Raw genomic sequence first — 22,471 nt, forward strand, 5'->3', positions numbered from 1 at the left:
TGGGGGCTTATTTTACCTAAGTGGGCATTAGATAAAATATTTTGAATGCTAATGATAGATTTAGAACTACCGAATCTGGTATTCGGTTTTAAGCTTTAATATTCCCGAGTTGATTTATAAGAAAAGCGGAGAGCTATAACCGCTGTTAATCAACATGTTATACCACAATTATAACTTAAAGTTACTCTTCCGTTTACTGGAATAGAAATATATTCGATAAAATACCTTTAATCTCGTTAACAAGCCTTTTTTAAGGCAATTCTTAAATAGAATTAAAAAAAAAGCCGCTCCAAACGGAGCGGCTTAATTTATAAAGACAACTAAATATTATCTTTTCACCAATCTTAAGGTTTTAACATTCTCCTCTTGAGTTACAACTACATTGTAAACTCCTGATGGATAACGCTCTCCTAAAGATACTACCGGCATATCAGCTGCATTTACCTCACGGGTCTCAATCAATTTACCAATCATATCATAAACCTTGATATTAACCGGTGCATCGCTTGAACTTTCCATGCGGAAACTAAACTGATAATCATACGGATTCGGATAGGCTACTACACTGAACAAACTTGAATCAACCGCTTTGGTCTCTCCTTGTCTTGCAGCTCCCGGTGATACTATCTCACATGCATCTCCATATGGCGACCATGAGCCTGCTGTAAATACTCTAACTCTTACACTGTAAGTTGTGCTTGGTGCATAGTTAGTGATATCATTAAACGTAAATCGGTTCAATGATTTTACAACTACTGATGACGATACTAACTCTAATGATTCATTATATCTGTCAACTGTAAACTCATATGCAGTCACTTTATCCAAACTTGAGGTACGGATTTGTGTCCCTTTGGTTGGAACAATAGCTCCTCCACAGTAGTTAGCCAAAGTTGGAACAGCCGGAGTAGTTACTGTACATGGCGCACCGTAATCTGAATAATCCCCAGTGGTTTTAACTGCTACATCTACTGCATAAGTAGTACCATAGTTGTAAGAACTCAACATTGTTAAAGAGAACCAATGAATTGTTCTGGTCAGTGTTTGAACTGCTCCGGTTGTTGTATTGGTTACTCGGAAACGATATCCGGTAGCACCTGGTAAACTAGTCGTAGAGATAATTGTACTGATAGTTGGCAACGTCTCTCCACAGTAAGTTTGTAACTGGGTTGTACCTGCTCCTCCTGCCGGTGCAATTACCGGTGGTGTAGAGTACAAACATGCAGGTCCGTAGTAACCTAACCATACATTGTTACTCGATTTTCTTACCATTACTCTTACAGAGTAAGTAGTAGCATAATCATAGCTCGATAACTCTGTCAAACTAAAGAACTGAGTAAGCTTATCGATAGTCTGTACTTGGTTAGTAGTAGTATTGGTAACCTCAAATCGGTAACCGTTTACACCAGGGGTACTCACACAGTAAATAAACGAACTAATCGTTGATAATGTTGTACCACAGTTAACCATATTGGCTGTGATTTGGTAACCCTCATCCATTACTCCATTACAGTTATCATCAACTCCGTTGTATAATATCTCTACTACTCCTGGGTTAACCGCAAATATAGTATCGTCACAGTCTGTGCTATTGCTTACATAACCAGATTGTGAACAACCTACTATGCTAACTGCTGCGTTACCGTAACCATCACCATCAGCATCTTGGTATAAAGTACCAAAAGTAACTGTAAATGATGAACTTGAGCTGCTACAACCTGTCACTGTATTAGTGATTACTACACTGTAAGTTCCTGGTGTTGAAGACACAAAGCTGGCAACATCACCAGGGTTTGTAAACCCTACCGGTACTGTCCAAGCATAAGTATAACTTCCTGCACCACCCGGTACTGCATTAGCAGTAAAACTGGTTCCTGAACAAGCATAAGAAGCTGTCACAGTTGGAGCCGGATTAACAGTGAATGAAGAAGCAGAAGCATCAACATAACATCCTGCAAAAGTTGTAGCTCTTGCCACATAATTAGTAGATGTAGTTGGACGTGCGTAAACTGTTGCAGTAGCAGTTCCTGTGTAAGGAACAGTTCCTGCGGCATCAGTATATAAACCAGTTGTAGGTGACCAAGTAATAGCTGAATTACCTTCTCTGGTTAATACAAAGTTTGGTCTGGTGCTACCTGATCCTGATGGAGTTGAAGCACTTAAAATTGAAGCTGCAGTAGCTCCGTCTGCTCTATACCAGTTGGTACTAGAAAAAGCAGTAGTACTACCCTTAGACTGAACAAAATCAGTAGAAGCTCCGGTATTACCATTACTGTATGAAGTTTGGATTACAATATTACTTGTACCATTCCAAGTGAAATTAGTATCAAAAGGAATGTTCAAATTTTGTGGTAAAGAAGTAGTAGGCACTGTTAAAGTTGCTGCATTTCTTACCGTTGTTAATCCTCCAACAAAAGCAGTCGAGGTTAAAGTTGTATTAGTAGTATTACCAATAGCAACTGTAAAGTCAGATAAACTACCAGTATATGTTGAACCTACAGTACTAACATCAAAAGCAATACCTTTGATTTTATCCCCTGCGGCAAATCCTAAAGCTGTCAATTCACTAGCTCTAATCAACATTTGATGCTTAGCTCCACCGTAATAATTAGACAATGGTGCAGGATATCCTGTCGTAGAATTCAGAGTAGTACCTGTACCCACAACAACAGAAGCATTATCAATACCACCCGTTGCGGTTAACAATACCGGTGTAGCATTACTACAAATGGTTTGACTTGTAGGAGATACTGACAAGGCTGTTGGTAAAGCATTAACAGTAATAGTATAAGTTACCGCAGTACCTGAACATCCATTAGCTTTAGGAGTTACTGTAATAGTAGCTGTTCCTGCAGTAGCTGTGAAAGACGGAATGCTTGTAACAGCAGTTTGATCACTCAATCCAACAGCTGAACCACCAGTTACATCAAAGGTTACACCACTTGGTGTACCTGCTAATGAGATACCCGGAACTGTAGCTCCTGCACAATAAGAAGCAGAAGATAAAGTAGTTGTAATAGTCGGAGTCGGATATACTGTTAAAGCAACAGCATCACTGGTTACTGACACAGCACAAGCTGTAATCACTACATCGTAGCTACCGGAATCAGCCGGAGTAGTTCCGGTTAAGTTTAAGGTAGCTGTAGTAGCCGAAGCATTTCCTGTTATAGGTTGACCATCCTTTCTCCATTGGTAAGACAAAGTCGGTCCGGTAGCTGTAACACTGAAGGATGCAGCCTCCCCTTGACATTTAGTAACTACTAAAGGTGAAGGTTGTGCCGTAATAACCGGACCACCCTCTAAAGTAATTGCAGGAGCAGAGGCCGTAGTTGAACAACCGGCAGCATTAGTAACGGTTACAGAGTAAGTTACAGGTGCATTGATACCGGTAGCCATCGGACTCTTCAAGTTGGTTTGACCTTCAATGAAAGTAGAAGGAGACCATGAGTAAGTGAACGTCTGAGTAGGTGTAAATCTGTAAACTGTACCTGTTGCAGGTTTAGTTGACAAAGATGTGGTTGAGGTAGTTGAACTCACTGCAGGAGTTGTGATGCTGGATAAGTTAATGTAACTTCCCGCACCGGAACCTGTAGCTGAACCAATACCGATTGTAGCAGATCCTGAAGAAACAGCACCCGACTCTGAACGGTAGATATACTCAATTACGTTAGTACCTTCATATAATTTAACTTGGTAGCTGATTACAGGGTTAGTTGAACTCCAAATCCACTCCCAATTTCTCCACTCAACAGTTAAAACTCTGTTTGGTGCTGTACCGGTAACTTCATAACCGGCATAAGAACCACCTGTAGCACTACCATCAGTATCATCCCATAAAGGAGCAATGATAGGTCTTGAAGTAGCATTAGCTGTTGATAAATTATTGGTACCTAATGAACTTGTACCGGACATATTCAAACTAATAAATCCGTTAGAACTCATTTTGAATTGTGTATAAGTATTTCCATCGTACACAAAGTTAAATCCAATGTTCTGAGCAGCACTGATAGCTGTATCTGCCTGAACTGAAGTTAATTGTGTAGCTGAACCGCTTACCGGAGTATAAGTACCGGTTGTAGCTTGGAAAGCATACTTCTGTGCAAAAGGTGTAGCGTTTACTTCTGTTACTGCAACATCTAATTGAGAATTAGATCCTGAACATACTGTAGTTGGTGAAGCAGTAGCTGTAGCTGTCAAATCACTACCCACAGTAATGGTAACTTGTGCAGTATCTAAACATCCGGTTCCATCGTCTCCGGTTACCGTATAAGTAGTTGTTGCCGATGGCGAACAGAATACCACTGCACCGGTTGTTGCCGATAAGCCAGTGGCTGGTGACCATGTGTAAGTACTTGCACCACTAGCCGTTAATGTAATTGCATTTCCACTAGGCAAACAGAATGCGGTAGAAGAAGCATTAATAGATACGTTTGGCGTATTAATCAATAATTGTCCTGCTTCTGTAGCCAAGTTAGTACATGGTGTGCTTCCAACGAAATTAGCTCTATAGTAACCACTGGTAGTAGCTGCTGTAGTAGTAATTCCTAAAGTGGTTGTAGTAGCATTAGCATAAGTAGCTCCAACAGGAGTACCATTTACTACATTCGCCCATCCGGTTGAACCATCCGCAGAATACTGCCATTGTACGCTTGAGAAATCTCCCGAAGCAGCAGCAGTAAACGAAGTAGTTCCACCACTGTAACACACTGTTTGAGTTGCTTGAGGCTGAGTAGTTATAGCAACCGGTGTTTTCACATCCAGAGTCGCAATAGTACTATTCAAACCAAAGTTCAACTGACACAAGAATTGATATCCGTCATGATCTGTAGTGATTCCTGAAACCAATAAAGTTTTAGGTGAAGTTGCATTAGCTCCTGTGAAGTCTAATCCAACAATAGTAGCATCCGGACCATCAACAATATCTTGGAAAGTAGCACCACCATCAGTACTTACTTGCCACTGAACATTGAATGGCTCGTCTCCGGAAGTTACAATAGTAAATTCCGCAGTAGAAGTACCACAAACAGTAACATTTGACGGTTGCGTTAAGAAACCTGTATCAGATACATTCAAGGTAGCTTCAACCGGTTCTAAAGACACACAAGGTGAAGCTCCGGTAACGATACATTGGTATAAGTAACCATTAAAGTCTAAGGTAATGTTATCAACAGTTAAGATAGCTGTATTTACTCCAGAGTAATTTCCGGTTTCAGCATCAACATAATCGTCTGTTAAATCAACCCAACCACTACCGTCATTCACTTGCCATTGGTAAGTTAATCCGGTACCGGCAGTTACAACTTCAAAAGTAGTTGGCACATCCGGAGACACAGTTCTTTCAGTAGTTCCTGAAATGATTTGTCCAGGATCACTTACAGTAACGGTAACTTCTTGTGAAGACTGACATGCTGTAATATTACTAGTAGCAACCACATTGTATGTAGTTGTAACCAATGGGCTTACAGATACGTTAACACCGGTTAAAGTTGTTCCTCCTCCAACTGGTGTCCAGCTGTAGGTATTACTTTCTCCCGAAACAGCTGACAATGAACCTGTTTCACCTTTACAGATAGTGATATCTGAAGCTGTAAAACTTGGCAGCGGATTAGGAGTTACAGTAACATCATCGGTTACTGAACAAGTTCCGTTAGAAGCGGTTACAGTGTACGTTTGCTCACTTGAAGTATTAGTATAAACAACCGCTCTTGAATCTCCTGTGTAAGCTACTGTAGCCGCAGCATCAGTAAACAAATTGGTTTGAGGAGACCAAATTAAAGAAGTTGGTACACTAGCTGTATAACCAAAAGTGGTATTTAAACGATTTGTACTAAAACTTGCAGCATTAGTGGAAGCAGTGGTAGTATAAGCCACAGTATTTCCGGTAGTTGCTGTATAATAAGTTTGTGAGTTATTAGTCAAATCTGCTCCATTATGAATCATTTCAACAATGATGTTTGAAGTTCCGTCCCAAACAAATGGTGTTGAGAATGGAATAGTTTGCAAACCTGAAGCAGTGTGAGTATAAGTGGCTGCTGGGAATACAGTAGTAAATCCTGAAGCAGTACTTACGAAATCGCCAGATAAAACAGATAACGATGTGTTACCAATTTTAACTTCAAAATTATCATTAGTAGCACCGTCTCCTAAAGTTGTAATGTTGAACGCCATTGAGGTAATCGTACCGGCAGACAATCCTGCTGCTGTCAATTCAGCTGCAGTATAAACCATCTGCATACGATATGATGGCCAACGATTACAGAAAGCAGTAGGTTGGGTTGTAGCTCCTGTTAATGTAGTAGCCGTACCAATAGTACCTGTTCCTGATGTACTGATAGTTCCTCCGCTTGCTGTTAAAGTAGCAACACTTCCTGCACATAAGGTTAATGGTGATTGAGCAATAGCAACGGCGCTTGGATAAGCATTTACAGTAACAGTAACCGTAGCAGCAGCTGTGGTACAGTTATTACTATCTGTTCCTACTACACTGTAAGTAGTGGTAGCTGTTGGAGTAGCCACAACGCTGTCTCCTGTTGAAGCAGACAAAGTAGCGCTAGGTGTCCAAGCATAACTATTTACAGTACCGGTTAAAGCAGCAGCCGTTAAAGTAGCTGAACCACCGGTACAAACAGCAGCAACATCAGATGAAGCACTGATAGTGGCCGGTGTATTTACAGTAACCGTAACCGCAGTTCTTTCACTTTCACATCCTGCAGTAGCAGAAGTTACAGATACATAGAAAGTGGTTGTAGCACTGATACTGCTAGTATAAGTAGCTGAAGCACCTGACTGTAAAGCGGTGGTAGTTACATTATCAGCATACCATTTGTAAATAGGCGAAGCAAAACCATTAGTATCTGCCACACTAGCCGTAGGTACTCCGGCTCCACATTGTGAAGCGTTAGTTGCGGTTGGCGCACTTGGCGGAGCATTAACAGTTACAGTGGTTGTTTTATATCCTGTACAACCTGTAACTGAATCAAAACCTGCCACAGTGTAAGTTGTAGTAGTAGTTGGATTAACTGTAACCACATTTCCTGTAGTAGAAGATGGATCATTCCAAGAGTAAGCCAATGAACCTACACCAGTGGTTTGAATTTGACCACCAAACTGAACATTTAATCTTTGAGTACTAAAACTTGCAGCATTAGTTGAAGCAGTAGTAGTATAAGCCACCGTATTACCTGCTGTTGCAGTATAATATGTTTGCGCATTATTAGTCAAATCGGCACCAGAATGAATCATTTCAACGATGATGTTTGAAGTTCCATCCCAAGCATATGGTGTTGAAAAAGGAATCGTTTGCCATCCTGAAGCAGTGTGAGTATAAGTAGCCGATGGGAATACTGTTGTGTATGAAGTAGTATCCACAAAATTTCCTGAAAGTGTAGAAGAAGTTGTGGCTCCAATTTTAACAACAAAGTTTGCATTATCAGCAGAATCCCCCAATGAGTTAACATTGAATGCCATAGACGTAATATTACCTGCAGATAAACCGGCTGCTGCTAATTCAGCTGCCGTGTATACAATTTGCATACGGTAAGACGGCCAACGATTACAAAATGCTGTTGGTTGCGTGGTAGCACCTGTTAGAGTTGTACCTGTTCCTATAGTTGCTATACCGGCTGAAACAACAGATGTTTGAGCAGTTAAAATAGCTGAACCACCAGGACAAACAGCGCTGTTTGAAGCACTGATAGTCAATACCGGTGCCGGTGTAATAGTAACTGTTACAGTATTAGTGGCAGTACATGAACCCTCAACTCCAGTTGCAGTATAGGTATAAGGACCTGTACCGGTTGGCGTTACGTTAACAGAAGAACCTGTTAGCGGAGAAGCATTAGTAATGCCGCTTCCTGCTTCTGGACTTGCAGTCCAAGTGTATGTATAACCGGCAACACTACTAGCTCCTAAAGCAATAGTACCGTTTTGACAAACTGTACCTGAACTTGGAGTCATTGTAATAGCCTCCGGAGTAGCAACTGTTACTGTTACAGCAGTACGTGAACTTTCACATAATGTTGTTGGATTTACAACAGACACATAGAAAGTTGTAGTTGAAGCAACAGCAGTAGTGTAAGTGCTAGAAGTACTGTTTTGTAAAGCAGTAGTGGTAACATTATCAGCATACCATTTGAAGGTAGGCGATGTAAATCCGTTAGGATCAGCTACAGAAGCCGTTGGTACTTGAGTACCACATTGTGAAGAATTACTGGCTGTTGGAGCTGTTGGCAAAGGATTAACAGTTAAAGTAACTGCATTACTTGTCACAGCAGGACATCCGTTTGCTGTAAGTGTAGCTGTATAAGTTGTAGAAGTTGTTGGAGTCACCACTAAAGATTTGGTAGTTCCAACTTCTGTTGAACCATCCGACCATGAAATGGTGTATGGTGCTTTACCAAAAATAAATCTCGGACGGCTTGTTCCTGTTCCATCACCAACAGTTTTAGCACACATATCTGCAGGCGTTAAACTGTCTGATTGCTCATAAACAGAACAAGTAAATCCGGGAGCATCAACTTTCATAGTAGAAGAACTTGAAGTTGTTGCTGATGGCACACTACTCCAACAAATATTAACTAAGATATTTGACGTTCCATCCCATACAAAAGAAGAAGATGAACCGGTTCCTGTACCAAAAGCGAGTGTATTAACTCCTACAGTTGGTAAGTATCCATCATTAGCTAAGGTTCCTAAATAAACCTGAGTTAATGCATCTGTTAAGAAAGTAGTTGTCATAGCAGTTGCAGTAGTATGACCTAACTGAACTCTGAATCCTTGATAGGTTTGACCTACAGCAGTTACCTCAAAACCTAATGATGTAATAGGTCCGGCACCTAAACCGGCAGCGGTTAACTCTGAAGCTCTAACAATGTATTGCGTTTTAGCACCTCCCCAAGCTCCAGGGAAGAAACTTGCGGCAGTTGAACTTGAGTTAGTTGCTCCTGCTCCTAAAGTCACTGAATCAAGATTGGTAACTAAACTTAAGGTACTTGAACCGTTTAAACAAACTGTTGAAGTTGATAAACTTGCAGTTGCAGTAGCACCAAAGTTAGGCTCATCTTTATAAGAAGTTCCTGCTTGAGTTGCAGAAATTCCGTTAGCATCTGTAGCAGTAACCGACCAAGCCACAGTGGCATTAGCAGGGGTTACTGTAGGGATAGTCCCTGCCCATGAAGTCCCGGAAGTATTAGTCATTGCAACAGCCGTTTGAGCCACACCATTGATGCTGTAGTTGATTACAACACTTGTCAATGCAGCGGCTCCCGGAGTAACTGTAATAGTTACATTACGAGTTGCATTTGTACATAAATTACCTGTAGGCGTAACATTCAAGGCACTTAATACAGGAGGATCAGCTTTAGTACCCATTACAAAATAACCATTTACACTTGTAGCAGCCGGAGCTGTAGTAGTAATATCTGTCCCGGTTACAGTTGCGTTTGTACCACCCAATAAAGCATAAGTCAAACCTCCATCAGCACTGAATCCAACAGCATTAGCAGTTCCCGGAGTATCAGTCAAACGAACTAATGATCCGGTAAAGTTACCCCCCGCATCTGTTACTTCAACCAACCATGAACGGTTAGTATTTAAAGTTGACAACAATCCGGTAGCTGTACCTGAAGTTCCTGAATCGCTTACGGTAGTTTTTACAACCACTGAGGCACCTGCATTAGTAGTTGGATTCACTAAAGCAAAAGGATTGTATCCAGATACCCCAACAGGGAAGTTATAAGTAGAACCACTTACTAAACCAGAAGGTAATGTTCTGGCTAAGGCTCCTTTAACATGTGCGGTTGTAGAACCTCCTGAGATACCTCCAACTGCAGTATTAGCAATAGTTAAGGTGTTTGCACCATTAACCAAGAAACCGCTGGTCAAAGTTAATACCCCTGATGCTCCCAAACTACGTGCTGAACTTAAAGTAACTGTGTTATTTGGAGAAGTTGCAGTGTTGTTGATAGTTAAAGACGCTGGACCGTTAGTAGCAGGGAATTCCGCTGCAGTAATGGTTTGAGCACCTGTTGTACTATTATAAGTTAACAAAGAGGAAGCTCCATAACTTAAAACTCCTGTTCCGGTAACGTTACCATTAGTAACCGTTAAGTTTCTGATAGACATATCGGCAGTTAAGTTAACTCCTGCAGCATTGTTTACTCTAACATTAACAGCATTGGTTCCGTGAGCACCTGATAACACTGTTAAATTTTGAGCAACAGTACCGGCAAAGTCTAACAAACCAGTAGTTGAAGTTTGGATGATAGTACCTGCAGTTTGAACGAAGTTGCCCAATACTCTTAAAGTAGTAGCACCACTCTGTGCCAAATCAAAAGTACCACCACCGATACTTACATTTCCGTTAACTATAAGTGTTCCAGCAGAAGATGAAACTTCAAAAATTCCGGCTGAAAAACTCAGGTTTCCTTGAACTGTTAAAGTACCACTAGTTAAAGCTCTGAATCTTCCTGTTCCTGTGGCGATAACATTAAGATTACCTTTTATGATTGTAGTACCAGAAGTAAATACACTCATAGTTGCAGCAGCATTTGTGGTAGAATTATAAGTAAAATTACCGAAAGACTGACCACTTGCGTTAGTTACCCCTGTACCAGTTGTACCTCCTGTAATGAAAACATTTGAGGCTGTATCCCAAGTTGCCAAAGGAACATATCCACTGGTTGTAGTAAAAGCAGAATGGGTATAGTTTGCTGTACTGGTAAAACTCAAAGTAGCCACTGAACCGGTTAAACATCCGGAAGCACCTAAAATTGAGTTATTAACTGTACCCGATACTGTAACTAAAGTACTTGTACCTCCGGTAGTTGTAATTGTATTAGAGGTATTAGATCCAGAAGTATTATAAGTCCCGGCAATCAAACCGGTATTTCCTGTTCCTGAGAAAGCAATAGCAACCGCTAAACCGGTACCACCATTAAAAGTCAATGTACTACCTGACTCAACAACAAAATCATCTCCCGGACTACCGGTAATGGTTAATGTTCTGTTGGCTCCAAGTCCAACCATAGTTAAAGCGGTATTACTGGTAACTTTTAATTGTCCGATTGAAAAATTGTTATCAAGCGTAATTGACATAGTCCCACCGGCTGTTGTACCGGCTCCGTCAACAATTAAAATATCTGTTGTAGCAGCGGTAGTTCTTGCTGTACCTGTTCCGTCAGCTGCAGTATTCCAGTTAGCTCCAGTACTCCAAGTCCCTCCGCTTGCACCGGTCCAATAGTAGGTAGTTGCAGCATTAGTAGCTTGTGACCCCGTAATACCGGTACTAACTCCAGCCTCAACTAAAGCAACTACTTTGTAGTAATAGGTAGTTCCCGGTGTTATTGCAGATTGTACAGAATTATAAGCCGTACCTGTTCCTGCTGATGTTGTTGTGGCAACAGCAGTGTTAACGACATTTTGAGTAAATGCCGCATCTGTAGCACGCGTTACCAAAAAACCAACCTCATTTGTTGCATTGTCAACAAAATTAACTGTAGTTGTTGTAGCAGTTATCGCCGAAAACGTTAGAGTTGTTACATCTCCCGAAACTGTTGTATTTGGAACCCATCTAAACACTCTTCTAGAACCATCCGCAGCCGAATTCAAATTGGCCATCGCAGCACTTGCCGCAAAACTTGTTGAGGCAAAAGAGGTCCCATTGGTTGTGTTAGTTGGTGTTGTATTTATTGTTGATAATGAAGCAATAGTTCCGGCAGTATTACTTGACGAGAAACCAATACTTTGTGATTGAGAAGATGTTGAACTATTAAACATAGAACCATACACATACTCTATCGTACCATTTTCATATAAACGCGTTTGAAAAGTAGACAATGTAGTACCTGTTGCATTCCAATTCAGCTTTACATCTTTCCACTCAACAATGAGCACTTGACCACCAGTTCCGGCTTGCACTTTGTAATGCACCTTTCCCGCAGCTCCTGTAATAGCATCAATATTGCTAGCAATAATAAATGGTGCTCCTGAAGCTGCCGAACTGGTATGACCAGTTAACAATGTAGTTCCAAGTCTGATTTGACCATCTGGATTTGCATTCCATTGGGTGTAAGCACTCCCCATAAAACGGAAAGTAAAACCAAAATTTTGAACCCCAGCATTAGTGTAGGTATCCACACCAGCCCCATAGAGTTGAGTTGTACCTGTACTCATATCAACAGCATTACCATCTTTGTCTAATGCCAAAGACCCGGTAGTACTTGTTGAATAAGCATAATTGGCCGTACTCTGTGCCCACGTTCGATGTCCTAAGGAAACCGAAAGCAATAACAGAAGCATAACCAACCACGAGGTTTTTGATCGGGACGTAGGCGGCGAACCACCGGAATCCCCAATCCCATTTTTGAGCCATGTTCCAAAACGCGAACTCAAAGAATTGTAGTTATTCATCATAATTTAAAAAAATTGGGTTAAATAATAAAGGGTTAATATATATAATTGTTAATTATATCTAAATAAAAAAGCGGTATTATCGATAAAACACCTAATAAAATCGTTAAAAAACATCGCTTTTAAGAATAAAATGGCAATTTCTGCAACAACATTTTTACTTTACAAAATCGGTAAAAAAAACCCAAACACAACTTAATGTGTTCAGGCTTTTTATTTTACTTTTTTTTATAACTAATAGACTACTTTTTTAGTAATCTCTGCTCCATTCTCAGCTTTAATCTTCACTAACAATACTTGTTGCGTCTCCGGCAAAGTTGTAAATACCGTTTCAGTATCGTTCACTTGTTTTTGCTCGGCCAACATTCGACCACGAATATCAAAAACAGTTACTTGAGTCATATTTACGGCACCGGAATTAACTATTAATCCTTGTCCGTTGCGATAAACCACTACAGTATTATCATCAAATACAGGGTTACCAACACCTAAAGTAGCATCTGTGTAACGCAATACAAAACGATCTTCAAAGGTTCCTACCGCAGTAGTAAAAGTATAATCACTTCCTTTTAAGTTATGGATGACATTCAATACTTTATCCTCTAAGAAAATATCCTGATTTTCAAACAAACCGTCAAACATGCTCAATCGAATAGTATAAGATGCAGCCACAGTCGATTTGTAAGCTAAAGGAATCTGATCGTTTACATCAAAAGGTAAACCTCTTCCTTGTATGGCTAATTTGGTATCACCAACTTTACTATACAGCACGATAGGACTGGTTAAATTAACTACTTCACTATCCATACCCCTATCGATACCCATTGTACCGCCGGTTACATAACCAAATAAGTTTTGTTTGAACACTCCGGTTGCATTGAATACATCAATCCAATAACGGTGTTTTTCAAATGTAGTATTGGTGGTTTGCGCTGTTGGCTGACTCATTCTGAAGAACTGGTCATTGTTACCGGCTACACGCATTGCATTGGTAAACGTAGCATTTCCATTAGCCAAACCTTTGATGAAGAAACCTTGCCCGGAAGCAATCTTACCGGTTGGCACTTCTGTATTCAACCCTGGGTTAGGAGAAGCCGAAGTTCCGGTACCTCCTAAATAATTGTAAACCGCATAGTCATCCTGATCATACTGACCAGCTGTTATTGGCGTATTGTGTGTCCACAAATAAATGGTTCCGTCTAACACCGTTGAGTTAGCGCTCATAAACAAATCTGCATTCAAAGCACTTGGATAAGGGTTACCCAATAAATTCAATTGGTTAGAACCTCCAACAATCGGAACCGTATAAGTACCATTATTAGGCACTCCGACAAAATTCACAATTTGTGAAGATGGTATGGTAGTACTATAACTTAACGGCACACGGATAATGTATCCTCTTCCAACACCCATTACCGTTGAAGATGGTGCCCATTGCCATGCTGTTCCACTATAAGAATAGAAACCATCCCATGAGGTTGATGGCGAAGCCGCACCCAATGTTTGAGGGCTAACCGGTGTTGACCAATAACTGTAATCATAACGAACTACAGGAGCAGAGGCTCTAACGTAAGTGATGTTACCGGTATTGGTGGTATTATTAATTTGTAATAAACTCGATTCGTTACCCATGGTTAAGGAACCACCCAACACTTTAACATCATTCGTTACCGTTAAAGTTTGTCCCACTCCAAAAGATACTGCACCACTGTTGATGGTAACACTACAAGCCGATAAGTTACCGGCAGCAACATAATTACCATTAAATATAGCTGCCGTATTGGCATTAGGCGCACCGGCACTCCAAGCAGTACCATTCCACGTTGTAGAAGGTGTTGAAATAATCACGCTGGCACTTCTTTGACAACCGTTAACGGATAAGGTAGCTAAAACAGTTACCGTAACCGTACTTGGTGTTTTAACGTAAACTGTTGTAGCATTAGTCATTGGCACATACGGAACCGTACCCGCCGCATCACTAAACAACGTATTGGCTACTGTTGAAGTCCAAGTAAAAGTATTTCCGGCACCGGTAACCGTTAACGGAGTAACCTCATTGGCACAAGTAGCAAAGTTAGCCGGTAACGTTGGTGTTGGACCCGGTTTGATTTCAAAAGTAGTAGCTGTTCTACAATTAGGGTTGGTTGAACAGGCCGCATAGAAAGTGTACACTCCAACCGCTAAATTGTTAGGAATACCCGAACCGGCCACTCCTACAGGATTGAACGGCGAACCTGTTCCAATAGGTGTTCCACCGGAAGCCGCAGTGTACCATTGCGTAACCGAATTGGTAAACGGCATCACTCCCCCACCCACCGGAGGCGTTACACCCCAAGTGTAAGCACCACTTGATGTTCCTGTGGTTCCGAAAGTAGTGGTAAATAATGTATAAGTTACTCCTGTAACTAAATTAGCCGTCAACATTGGCAATAAGCCCGGACCGGAGTCATCATCACCCACAACAAAGGTTCCCGAACCACAATCACCGGCAGTAAAACCTAATTGGGTAATGTATCCCATTCCGTCAAAACCTCCTGTATTCATGGTAAAGGTATAAGAACCACTCACCGATACTTGGAAATCATAAGCCACATAGTTACGTATTGAACCGGCCACAAAAGAACAAGTTGGAGAAATTGTCATCCCTTCTAATCTTGGCGCAGTCGGATCGGTAGCCGCATTTAATGTTCCGGCTATTGAGGTGGTTGCCGCACCAAATCCTGAACAACTCACATTGGTCATGATTGTTCCTCCTGTACCTCCGGCACAAACTTCTCCACCGGTGGTTGCCGGACCCGGAGATTGTACTTCAAAATCAACCGTACTGGTAGACGAAGCGGTAGCGTTGGTCAAAACTATTTTTCCGGTAGTAGCCGCTATAGGGAATACCGCTGTAATTTGAGTAGCACTATTTACTGCAAAACTGGTAGCCGGCACTCCATTAAAGGTAACCGAAGTCACACCACTTAAATTGGTTCCGGTAATGATAACCGTTGGCGTTGGATTAGAACCACAAGAGTTATTTTTAGGATTGAAATCGGTAATAACCGGTGGCGTAACACAAGAAATAGTAGCCGACCATCCCGCAGGGGTAATCGAAATATCTGAACGGAAAACAAAAGTCAAAGCACCATCTGCCGAAGTTGAAATAACAGTACCCGGTGAAGTTGTTCCAGAGAACGCTCCGGCCGGACAAGTAGTAGCATTGTTTCCGGCTGCTCTTCCTGATGAGATTAGGTTAGCCGGATTGGCAGTAGTACCACTGTAAATCATCAAACCGTCATAATTATTCTCGGTGTTGAATGTACCGAATACAGCTTTCAATTTGCTACCGGCTGTTCCCGGAATAAAAGTATAAGTATAAGTTTCGTTGTTTTGATAAGCAGCTGAAGCGCCTCCACTGTCTAAGAAAGTAAAGTTACAACCTGTGCTTGGCGAAGTGGTTGCATCAATTTCTACTACTACATTCACAGATGCTGTGGTGGTAAAACTAACCGGTATATTGATCCAAACACTCTTTTGTCCGCCACAATTACCACGAACCCACACATAATATAAGGTTCCCGGAGAAAGGGTATTTAAAACAACTGAGTTGGTTGGTGAAGTTCCTGAAGCCACATCGTTAAACCCTGGAGCAATATTGGTTGTACTTACAAAGTACTCATAACCGTTAGAAGGTGCTCCTGTAGCCGGAACGTTCCAAGTTAAAGTAGCTCCCGAAGTAGTAATTGAACCACCGGTTACCGCCAAACCTGTAGGCTGCAAACAGCTTTCCAGTTCCAAACGAACGTTATCCAAGTTCATCGCACCACCGGAAGGATCAGACAAATAGTCTAATGTAAATCCTATATAGTAGGTACCGGTTACCAAAGGCGTAAAGTTTACAATATTCAATTGGATATTAGAAAACTCTGTATGGTAAGCAATCCCTGTGGTAATATTAGAAGGGGTTGGCGCAAAATTGGTCATACCGTAAGCCACCGCCATATCGGCTGTTCCGTTACCGTTACTCGAGTAATCATAACTCAAACGGTACGGTTGTCCTGCGGTTAAAGTTACCCCGCGGGTAAAAAAGGTTGTTCCTTCGGCATTGGTAAACAAGTTACCGTTGGTAATATTGGTTTGCCAAGCGGTTGAAGTAGCGCTGGTACAAGTAGGCAACACTAAATTCAAACCGTTGAAATTTTCAAAATAAGTTACTGTAGTTGGCGGACAAATAGTGGTAATGGTTACCGGACCTGCCCAACCACTGTAATCGCCTCCACCACAATTGGAACGTACCCACATATAATAGGTAGAACTGTTAGCCAAACCGGTTACGGTAGCTGTAGTGCCGGCATTGTTTACAATTTGAGGCACAGTAGCGCCATTTGGTGCTGTATTGGTAGAACTGTAATACACATCATAACCCGAAGCAGTTCCCGACCAACTTAAAGAAGCCGAATCAAAAGAACCGTTTCCGGTGAAAGCCGTAGGCACAGTACATCTGATACACTCTATTTTGATACGGTATCCAACATTGGTAGCAGTAGTTGGAGCTTGGGTGTTAGTTACAAATCTGAATCCTAAAGAACCATTACTAAAAGTAGAGGTATAAGTTCCGAAAGAGGTTGTCCCACCATAGTTTCCTCCAACCTGATTGGCAGGTGTTAAAGAATCATCATTGTACAACTGCAAATAATCTGCAAAACCAGTTCCAACTGGAAAAATTGTAGTTTTTAGATTGAATGCTTCTACGGTGGCTCTGATTTTATAAGTATTGTCTGCCGGGGTAAAAATTACTTTATTGTCTTGGGCTGCCGAATACAAATCAAAATTACCACCATTATCATAAAAATAATACACTTGGTTGGTAGGAACCGTTACTGTACATGGGTTGGTCTCTCCAATCTTTGGAATCACAATATTGTTTTCTGAAGAGGTCGCAGAAGTCCAATTAAAATCATCAAGAATTATTGCCCCTGTTGTTCCAGAGGTTCTTGTATCATTTACTCTTAACCTGTAACCAACTGGTGACACTGGAATAGCTCCATTAACACTTACTAATAAAGGCGAAGAGAGAGTTGTTGCTGCTGGCAAGGTAGGAATCGTAGCAGTTACCGTGAACGTATTATAAACTCCGGTAATAGTATTTGAACCATTTACCAAGGTAGTCCAAGTAGTCCCGTTATCGTCAGAAATCTGAACAGAATAAGCAGTAACATTGTTTATTTTTCTAATATAAAATGAAAAATCATTAAAACTGTCAATCATTGGCGTAGTAACAGAAGCCGTTGTAACAGTTGAACTTGCTTGCTGCAAATTATACCTCCCAGATCTTGAATTAGTATTACCTACTATTGAAAAACCACTAATAATCCAATTTACATCAGGATCTAAATTGGTTGTTGGCATATTCGCCAAAGTATTAGCTACACTATTAAACCCTTTGTAAGGTCCAACACAAGTTTGCCCAAAAACATCTTGTGCCGTTCCCAAGAACCAAATGGCTATAACCAAAAGTGTGGTTAAATTTTTTGACAGAAGTCCGTTACTCGAGGCAGAAAGTAATGTTCTTTTCATAAATTGATTTTTTTGTGGTATTACGCCAATTGCGATTTCGCAAAAATTATTAATAGGTTAAGGTCATAAAATTACACCTTAAACGCATTTGTTAAACATTTTTTAATCTTGACTTAACCAGTTTTCGATTAAATGCAAAAATTAACGACAAGCACAAGCCGAGGCTGTAGTTCATCGATAATGACACTAAAAAATTGAAAGAAAATAGTACAATTCAGGGGCAGTAAATACTATAACTTATACCAATCTTACCGTTAAATTAACATTAAGACCGTGCTAAAATAACAAATTATCAAGACTTTACAAAGATTGTTGACAAATGTTCATTCTTTTAAATCAAAAAATACACCTTGCTCATAAAATCACACTGAAAAATAGAAAGAGAACAATTTTACATTTACAAAACAGCTAAGTCCCTATTTACCCTACAACCACAAAAAAAGCCCGTACTCTGTAGGAGCACGGGCTTTCAAGTATGAATAACAAAACAAATTTTTATTCGTCTTCGGCCACTTGTATGGTAGAAATTTTGATTTCTTTTTTAAGCGAAGTTCTAGGGAACAATACTTTTTTAGAGACCGATTTACCGTCTTGGGTTTTAATTTTAACCAACAATACTTCGGTAGCAAAACCAACTTTAATTAAAGTTTGGCTATCGTTGATGTCTTTTTGTTGGAATAACAAGCGACCGGCTAAATCGTAAATCATTACATTATCCATTACAAAATTTCCGGTACTGATGGAGATTTCGTTGGTTGGCGTTTTGTAGATTACCACTTGGTTTTCGGTCAACACAGGATCAGTAACTCCCAAAGTAGTTGATTGGAACAACACTTCAAAACGACCGGCAAAAGTACCCGATTCTGAAGCAAAGCTATAAGCGCCTTCGCTTAAATTATGCACTGTTCCGGTTAAATTATCGCGCAAGTACACATTTTGACCGTTGGCAAATAAACCATCTACTCTATCAATAGCAATGCTGTAATTACCGGCAGTGGTAGCTGTAAACTGCATTGGGATTACATCGGTAGCCGAGAAAGGCAATGCTTTACATTGGATAGCATAAGGTTCTGCATTCAATACAGACGCTAATGCAATTTCACCATCGTTGATGTATTTACCATCATAATTAAGGTCGAAATCGTTAGTAGCATTGGTTACATAACCAATCATGGCTTGAGAGAAAGCTCCTGCTGTATTGGTCACGTTTAACCAAACTCTGTTTCTTTCTACTGAATTAGTTGTTTGGGCTGTATTGGCTGTTCTTAAGAAACTGTTAGTGTGATCATCTATACGCATGGTATTGTCGAAAACCACATTTCCTGAACCCGCTCCGGTACCTTCAACAAAGAACCCTTGACCGGTTTGAATAACTTGGTATGGCAACGCAGCTACTGCATTAGAATGATCTTCACCATTACTGATGAAACCTCCTAAATTTAAAGTACAGTAAGACGGTTTGTTAGAACCATTGGTTTTACGCCATAAATATAGGGTACCGGTAATAGCAGCAGCATTATTAGCATTGGTAATAAAAGCCTCAGCATCCATAGGTGAAGGATAAGGATTTCCAACCAAAGTAAAACGTTTGCCAGGACCGAAATTAGCCAATGGAATAGTATAAGTACCGCTGTTTGGCACTCCTGTAAATGTTCCTAACCAAGATTGTGGTTGAGAAGCTGAGTGATTATTAGCCACACGAACTAAAACCCCTTTGGCTGCTTCAAAAGCAGTGGTAGATGGACTGGCCACTACTGTATAGAAATTGGTATTGGAATCATAGTTATAAAAACGATTGGCCAATGTTAAAGGTGAAAAAGCTTGTAACTGTTGTCCGGCCACCGGTGCAGACCATAAAGTATAGTCTAAACGTTTGATTGGTGACGAATTGGCTTTAACAATTATATTACCACTATTTAAATTGGTTGTACCGCTTTGAATTAAATGAGCTTTGGCTTCAAAAGTAACAGTACTTCCTGTAGCAACTGTTAAAGCTCCTGAGAGAATAACAGTATCTTGAGGCACAATAGTAACCACAGCATTATTTTGAACAGTTAAAGAACAACCTTGTAAATCAAAAGTTGAACCCGGTGAAGTGTAATTTCCGGTAATAACCAATGCTTTGTTGGCAGCAGGGTTACCATTAGACCAAGCTGTTCCGTTCCAAGTAGTGGAAGCGAAAGAAAGAGTAGCTTCAGAAGAGTAAGCCTCATTACAAGTTCCTACAACGGCTCTGAATTTAGTTTCTTCTGTCAACGGACCGCTGGTATAAGTAGTAGCGGTATTGGCAATAGGTGTCCAAGTGGTGAACGGACTAACCGAACTTTCCCAACGAACAATAGTGCCGGTATGACCGGATAAAGTTAAGACACCGCTGGTGGCACCCGAACAAATTGTAGCGGTACCCGATACTGATCCCCCAACATTAGCCGGAGCCATGGTTACAGAAGCTGTACTGGCTGATGCCGTACAACCGTAAGAGTTAGTAGCAGTAACATTATAAACAGTAGCTACAGTTTGTGTAACACCGGTTGGGTTTTGTACAGCCGAAGTAAATCCTGCCGGAGTTGAAGTCCATGCAAAAGTAGCTGCCGGAGCTGTGGTGTAATTTCCGGTAACCGATACATTATCGATAGCCCAATAATAAGCCCATATACCATCATATTTGAATCTAATGGAAACAGTAGGCTGATTTAAGTAAGAGGCCAAGCTAAAGGTAGCTTCAACAAATCCGTTAGAAGCACCTTGAGTAGTGGTATAAGAATTTAAAACGGTCCAATTTGAACCATCTGTTGAAATTTCAACATTAGCAAAATCAGTAGTATCGTAGTCTCTGTAATAATGGAAGAAACTCAAAGTAGCTGAAGCTAATCCAACCGTACTAAATGTAGGTGACTGCAAAATAGTAGCAGTAGTACTACCGCTTCCTTGCGCATCACTATCACTCAAATAAAACTGAGAGGCATCATTACTGTTATAAGTAGTGGTAGATCTTGTATAGCCGTTTGCACGTAAAGTCCAAGCCGCACTCGCAGGTGTACCGTTTGTACTGTTATTTATGGTAGTCCAACCTGCAGCAGTACCATTGAAATTTTCATTAATTAAGGTTGCAGCGGTTCCTGAATTGGAAGTAGCCGAGGCAGTTAAATTAAATGGAGCCCCCGAACAAGTTGAAGTTACAGAAGCTGAAGCGGTAACAGCCGTTGGAATCGGATTAACAACTAAAGTTTTGGAAGCTGTTGCCACACCACATGAACCACCCGAAGTGGTAAGCGTTAAAGTAGCCGTTCCGGTATAAGCAGCCGGCGGTGTCCAAGTTGCATTTAAAGTAGTCGCATTAGGGCTAAAAGTACCACCGGGAACACTTGATGTCCAAGTTCCTCCTGTGGCAGACCCTCCTACACTACCACCCAAAGCAGCAGAAGTACCACCCTGACAAATAGCTACCAAAGCACTTCCTGCACTAACTGTAGGAGCCACACATCCTTTGAAAGAAACCGCAGTCATCGACCCTAATGCGGCACCACTTAAGTTGGTTGAGCAAGTAGAAGTTACATTAGAAGTAGGAATGCTTCTATTTCCAACAGCATTTCGAACTCCATCTGTGTTTGTCCAAGTTTCTTCGTCAACTGAAGTAAAGTTGGTCGGAAAAGTTATGGTTCTTGGATTCGTATTACCACTTCTTATACTACTAACCACTAAAACTGCTTGGTCATTAGTATTGGTAGCCAAAGGGGTACCTAAAACAAAAGGATCTGCAGTACTGGTGCCGGAATTGTAATTTTTGGAATCGGTTAACGGGTTTGTTTGATCAACGTAATCAAAAACAGCGGCCCATACCGTCGTAACTCTCGTAGTACCTCCGTTTATTGTAAACACTAAATTAGAGTTATTGGCAAGATCTAATCCGGATTCATTTAAATAATAAATAGCCGTGTGTTGTCTTGGCACAGATGAACTCATGTCGCCGTTAGCCAGCGTCAAGGTTCTGCCACCATAGCTAATAGAAACAGTTCTTGTACCGGTTGAAGTTCTCGAGGATGCAATTGCTACTGCCAGAACCCTGTTACTATTGGACCCGGTTGGCACAGTGTAAGAAATGGTTTGCTGACCCGTAGAAGTATTGTTGTATAATACTGACCAGTCTTGCAATGTAGTAACCTGTGCTTCCGCAACATTAACTCCAAAAACAAAAAACAGCATCAGCAACAACCGATTTACAAACTTTGTAGACTTGGGGAATTCTAAAAATTTTCTCATAATATTCTGTAGGTTAATAATATTTATTTGTTTTTTTGACAAAGGTGATTTAAATGGAAACTCTTAATCAAATAAAATCGATAGCAGTTCAATAAAATCGATAAAGTTCAATTTTTGTGAGTATTTAACCACTTATTGAATGATTCTGACATCTCCAAGATAAATCTACAACCAAAAATAGCATAAAACAGTATTACCAACCAAACTTTTTATCGATAAAATGCATTTTTTATCGATTATT

Annotated in this window: 3 protein-coding genes; all 3 read right to left on the minus strand. The window is 40.7% G+C overall.

Translation table 11 applies throughout. From position 1 onward, the window contains the following. Window positions 1–327: 327 nt before the first annotated feature. The 3 genes from ACJG85_RS00110 to ACJG85_RS00120 all read right to left on the minus strand — a co-directional run bounded on the left by ACJG85_RS00110 (window position 328) and on the right by ACJG85_RS00120 (window position 22,230). A complete protein-coding gene (locus ACJG85_RS00110) occupies window positions 328–12,411 on the minus strand; it encodes a T9SS type A sorting domain-containing protein (protein WP_412476649.1) in 12,084 nt (4,027 codons plus the stop codon). Between the two features lie 231 nt (window positions 12,412–12,642). Beyond that, on the minus strand, window positions 12,643–17,970 hold the full coding sequence (locus tag ACJG85_RS00115; RefSeq protein ID WP_412476650.1) for a T9SS sorting signal type C domain-containing protein: 5,328 nt from the start codon (window positions 17,968–17,970) through the stop codon (window positions 12,643–12,645). 495 nt (window positions 17,971–18,465) lie between these two features. Then, the gene (locus tag ACJG85_RS00120; RefSeq protein WP_412476651.1) at window positions 18,466–22,230 is read right to left on the minus strand and encodes a T9SS sorting signal type C domain-containing protein; all 3,765 of its coding nucleotides are present in this window, start codon (window positions 22,228–22,230) and stop codon (window positions 18,466–18,468) included. Window positions 22,231–22,471: the final 241 nt, after the last annotated feature.

The organism is Flavobacterium mekongense (assembly GCF_047038255.1).
In the GTDB taxonomy this organism is placed as follows: domain Bacteria; phylum Bacteroidota; class Bacteroidia; order Flavobacteriales; family Flavobacteriaceae; genus Flavobacterium; species Flavobacterium mekongense.